Origin of the sequence: Alicyclobacillus sp. SP_1 (assembly GCF_024706985.1) — a bacterium.
Classification (GTDB): Bacteria; Bacillota; Bacilli; order Alicyclobacillales; family Alicyclobacillaceae; genus Alicyclobacillus_I.
The window spans coordinates 1-2,872 of record NZ_JAMCCX010000075.1; the positions used below are offsets into that span (position 1 = coordinate 1).

The following is a 2,872-nucleotide window of genomic DNA, read 5'->3' on the forward strand; positions in this document are numbered from 1 at the left end:
TCAAAATCCATACACTTTCATTCGACAAATTGCACGCGAAATCCTTGTTACAGCAGGGTTTTTAGTTCATTCAGCAGCCCCTATTTTAAACAGTGAACTTCCGTTTAATCCTTGGTTCGCAAACGGGCCAGTCTACGCTGATCGCAATCTTTGCACCAGAACCCTATATCTGACGGCATCGCCGCGTCACAAAATACAAGCGGGACATAAGCCGTGAACAGCAAACTAGAGAGTGAACATAAATGCCCAGTTCGTAATATACGTGTGGAACAGAGCCCCAGGCAGCACAGAACCCGTGCGATAGTAAATAGCCCAGTATAGCCACCCAGTAGGCTGCAACGGAAACATACAATATAACAGCCATTGCCACCAAGAAAACACATCATGGTAAGCTACGATCCCTTGAGGAATGTGAGCAGCATCAAAGACAACTATCATGATCCATGCAGCCAAGACTGGATGTCGGACCCACGTCAAAAGTTGAGGAAACATATAGCCTCTAAAATATGTTTCTTCCATTAATCCGTTGATAAAAAACTGCGAAACAAAAATAACCAGCGTTTCGACCAGGTTACCATTTGGAGCCACTAAACTTTTGACTAAAAACACATGATTTCGTACGATGGCTAAGATAGTACACGCCAACACAAGTACAAGAGTCAACAATCCAGTAGCCCACGATAGAGAGAAAGATTGACGTCGCCAACCCTTGAGTTTCCATACGGCAATACTCACAAAAATCGCCGTCACTACTATCCCAAGCAGAGCATTTATGAATTTCGCATTCGCAGCGAGGGGCAACATAGGGAAAATCTTCGACTGCATCAGGGATTCCGTGTAAGACACCATATGAAACCATACTACGTATCCCACTCCGAACAATAAAACGATCGACCCAAACAGCGTTCCAAAGTTTTGCCACGTTGCTCGTAACTGCGGTATTTCTCGATTGGGAGTTAAGTTACGAAAGAGGAACAGGACGGCCACCAGTATGACAAACGCAGCATAGTTCCATAGAACGCCGATGTCCGTCATTCCGGATGGTAATAGAATCGTGTGAAGTGGGCCATGATATAGCCACAACGTGACTCCGACGTAAATCAGGAAACCGGTGACGAGAAGCAAGCTGTTCCAACCTCTTTTTTGTATCGACATAAATTGTCCACCCTCTCACACAATTTGGGACTCCTTCACCTCGTCCAGACTCCGTCGATTCCCGCCGTCTCGTTATGTATAGATATCCCAGATGCACATCGTGACGAGTCTGACTTGTGCACAAGTTCGCTATGAAGGGGCACGACGTTTTGCTGTGCCCACAAGAGGTGTTTTGGCCCGCCTCATATGAGTGAGCCGTTCTCTAACACCATAACGCGATCAGGGTTCCACACATGGGGGGTATGGGATACCGCAATCACGAGACCTATGGAGTCTTTTAGCGCCTGGATTAACGCCCATGGTGCATCGACACCTGCCTCCAATTCATCGATCACGACTGCCCTTGGTTGAGCAAACAACGCTCGAGCGACCCCAATGCGCTTTCTTTCTCCCCCACTTGGCCCATCATCAGACGTATAATATTCGTCCAAATTGATGGGACCCGTCCACCCCAAGGTTTGAAGAACCTTAACTACATCCTCTTTTGATACATCTCGTCCTAAAGAAATATTTTCGTACAGCGTGCCCACAAAAATATGTATTTTTTGAGGTATATAAGCAATCCCGCCCTCACTTTCGATTGTTGTGCTCCACCTCACATCGCCCTCTAGGGGCGGGCATAATCCCAAAATTGTTTTCAATAAAGTCGTTTTGCCTCTTCCATTTTTCCCACTAACAACAAGCGTCATGTTCTTATCTACTGCGACGTTCATCGCAGAGACTAAACATCTACCATTTAATCCAACAACCAGATTTTTTAACTCTAAGCCAACTGCCGATGGTGTAGGATAGTATTTTATGTTGTTCTTCTGACGACCAAAGATTGCTGATAGTCGATCCATCGACAGTCTAAAATCTGACCATATCTTTGGCGTGCTGCCGGCTGTTGAAGCTACCGCACGGTATCGATCTATGTACAAAATAAATGCCAACACTTCTTCCTTTAACGAACTATGGCCTCCTGAATAAGTAACGGCAATGAGACAGAGCGTAACGAGGACAACATAGTGGAAGAACTGTTGCAATGAATTGAGCGACCCGTAGACTACCGAACTTGCAATAGTAGCGCCCGAAACTCCGGACCAAGCAACCTCAGACTTTTTATTGAAGAAGGCTGTCGAAGGCTCTTTGCTGATTCTAATCACTTCCCAGCCATTCACAAGCGACGCGAGCCAATTCAAAGCCAACGATTGTGCCTCACGATTGACTTTATTTTTCTGATAGATTTTTTTCTTGTATAAGTACGGTATGGTCATGTAAAAAAAGACATACACCGTAATCGTTAAGGTAAATACAGCATCATAGTGAGACCCTAAATATAAAAGCATGAGACAGGATAAAACTGATGATAGGAAAATATCAAGAAGCCCAAACAAATTCGAAATAACACTGGATGAGTCGGTTAGCAAGAGCGAAATCAAGTTGCCCTCACTTGAAGTTGTTTCTGCTTGTCTTCCAGTTAAGCTGTCAAATGTGGTGGATGAAACAAGATGCCTACTCAAGACAGTCCTAAAATCGCCTGTACATTGACTAATGAGTTTAACTTTCGATACGTGTAACATGAACCCAGTGAACACAGTGAAAATACTGAGCAATGCTGTAAATGTGAGCAGAAGGTACGTGGCTGAACTGTTACTAATTAGGGGGTGCTGAATGAATCAGGCGACTTCCCCTGCAAAGCTTAAATCAGTCCCAATAAGCTCCATAAATATGAGCC

3 protein-coding genes are annotated in these 2,872 nt (G+C 44.7%); 1 reads left to right on the forward strand and 2 read right to left on the reverse strand.

From position 1 onward, the window contains the following. Positions 1–217: hypothetical protein (locus M4I36_RS14750; RefSeq protein ID WP_258112522.1), on the forward strand; the 217-nt coding region annotated here is incomplete at its 5' end. Between the two features lie 8 nt (positions 218–225). Here M4I36_RS14750 and M4I36_RS14755 read toward each other — a convergent pair. Together M4I36_RS14755 and M4I36_RS14760 are read right to left on the reverse strand one after the other, a co-directional pair. After that, a complete protein-coding gene (locus M4I36_RS14755; protein WP_258112523.1) occupies positions 226–1,155 on the reverse strand; it encodes a CPBP family intramembrane glutamic endopeptidase in 930 nt (309 codons plus the stop codon). Positions 1,156–1,337: 182 nt separating this feature from the next. Further along, the gene (locus M4I36_RS14760; protein WP_308661319.1) at positions 1,338–2,810 is read right to left on the reverse strand and encodes an ATP-binding cassette domain-containing protein; all 1,473 of its coding nucleotides are present in this window, start codon (positions 2,808–2,810) and stop codon (positions 1,338–1,340) included. Between the last annotated feature and the right edge of the window lie 62 nt (positions 2,811–2,872).